Below are 2,192 nucleotides of genomic sequence, written 5' to 3' on the forward strand. Positions count from 1 at the left end.
GGCGGGGTTGGTACGCGCAATTATATTGGTGTGATTGCGACGGTGAATTGTTCCGCCACTGTTTCGCAATATGTGGCGGATCATTTCAACCGCATGGGCGGCTTGAAAGACTGCGATAATATTGACGGGGTTGTGGTGCTCGGACATGCGGGCGGCTGCGGGATCAATACGCAGTCGGAAGCCTATCGGGTTCTGACCCGCACAATACAGGGCTATGCCCGTCATCCCAATTTCGGCGGTGTGTTGTTGATCGGGTTGGGTTGCGAGACCAACCAGATTGCTCCGATCCTTGAACATTACAAGCTGGAAGAAGGCGAGCGTTTGCAGACGCTGACCATTCAGCAATATGGCGGCACACGGAAGACAATTGAAGCGGCGATTGCAGCGATTGAAATTATGTTGCCGGTTGTGAATGCGGCGCAGCGCACACAACAGCCTTTGTCGCAGCTTAAGCTCGGTTTGCAATGCGGCGGGTCGGATGGTTATTCGGGCATTTCCGCAAATCCGGCACTCGGCTATGCATCGGATTTGCTTGTGCGGCATGGCGGCACCAGTGTTTTATCGGAAACGCCGGAGATTTACGGTGCTGAACATTTGCTGACCCGCAGGGCGGCGCGGCCGGACATTGCTGAAAAGCTGTTGTCACGGATTGACTGGTGGCGTGATTACACGCAGCGCAACGGCGATGAGCTCAATAATAATCCGTCTCACGGCAATAAGTTGGGCGGGCTGACCACAATCCTTGAAAAATCGCTCGGTGCCGTGGCGAAAGGCGGCTCTATGCCGCTGCGTCAAGTTTATGAATATGCCGAAACGATTGATGAAGCGGGTTTCGTATTTATGGATACGCCGGGCTATGATCCGGTTTCTGTAACAGGGCAGGTTGCAGGGGGATGTAATCTCATCTGTTTCACCACAGGGCGTGGATCGGTTTCGGGTTTCAAACCGGCGCCAAGTATTAAAATCGCAACCAATTCAGATATGTATGAGCATATGAAGGAAGATATGGATCTGAATTGCGGTGGCATTGTTACCGGCGAAGAGAGTATTCAGCAGGCAGGCGAACGTATCTTTGAGGAGATTATCGCTGTTGCTTCCGGCCGCAAGACAGTGAGCGAGATTTACGGCTATGGCGACAATGAATTTGTGCCATGGCAGCTCGGGGCAACGACCTGACAAACAAATAGCATGACGGGGGAATGGTGAGGAAAAAGCTCTTTTTGTCTGCCGGTGAATGTATGATTGAAATGTCCTCACTGGGAGGCAGTGAGTTTCATCTTGGCTTTGCAGGCGATACTTTAAACACCGCTTGGTATGCGCGTGCTTGCTTGTCTCCGCAGGACTGGGATGTGTCTTATTTTACCCGTATCGGTACGGATAGTTTTTCTGCAAAAATGAAAGATTTTCTGAACCGGAACGGGATCGGTACTGACTATATTCAGGAAGATGCGCAGCGTCAGGCTGGTCTTTACCTGATCGAAGTTGAGAACGGCGAGCGCCATTTTACCTATTGGCGCAACCAGTCGGCAGCACGTCTGCTGGCGGTCAATCAGCCATTGCTCGCCAAGGCTTTTTCCGATGCCGATATCATATATTTTTCTGCGATTACGCTGGCTATTCTTTGTCCTGAGCAGCGGACAGTATTTATCTCTCATTTGCGAGATGCTGCCCGCTCCGGAAAAACAGTGGTGCTTGATACCAATATCAGGCCGCGTTTGTGGGAGAACTACGATATTTTGCGCGAAACGATCATGCAGGCGGCAGCGGTTGCGCAGATTGTTTTACCGAGTTTTGATGATGAAGCGGCAATGTTCGGTGATCGCAGTTTAGAGGATTGTGCTGCCCGCTATCGCGCTGCCGGTGCACAGGTCGTTGTGGTTAAAAACGGCGGCGGTATAATGCTGATTGCTGATGACAATGGCACACGTCAGATCATGGATATTGAGCCGCTCATACCGGTGGACACAACCGGTGCCGGAGATTCATTCAATGGCGGTTTTCTGGCAGCACTGTTGAGTGGCAAAGATATTGAGATGGCTGTCAAAGCCGGTCATGCTGTTGCCTCTCAGGTGGTGATGCAACGCGGTGCATTAATGCCGATGGGAAAATTAGTGTAATAGGTAAAAGTCATTCATTCGCAGAGCCCTAATAAAAAGGCCGGTGTAAACCGGCCTTTTTTATTCATTTATTTT

2 protein-coding genes are annotated in these 2,192 nt (G+C 51.0%); both read left to right on the plus strand.

What is annotated here, in order from left to right; translation table 11 throughout:
• On the plus strand, positions 1–1,176 hold a 1,176-nt coding region (locus A918_RS0110550; RefSeq protein ID WP_022711030.1), incomplete at its 5' end, for a UxaA family hydrolase.
• Between the two features lie 62 nt (positions 1,177–1,238).
• Positions 1,239–2,117, plus strand: coding sequence for a sugar kinase (locus tag A918_RS0110555; RefSeq protein WP_028233658.1), 879 nt, complete (start codon positions 1,239–1,241; stop codon positions 2,115–2,117).
• The last annotated feature ends 75 nt before the right edge of the window (positions 2,118–2,192 follow it).

It is taken from the genome of Pseudochrobactrum sp. AO18b (assembly GCF_000409565.1).
Classification (GTDB): Bacteria; Pseudomonadota; Alphaproteobacteria; order Rhizobiales; family Rhizobiaceae; genus Pseudochrobactrum; species Pseudochrobactrum saccharolyticum.

What these genes read in the sequence shown, in the direction of transcription:
- A918_RS0110555 (WP_028233658.1), top strand. Translation starts at nt 1,239, where the DNA reads ATGATTGAAATGTCCTCACTGGGAGGCAGTGAGTTTCATCTTGGCTTT.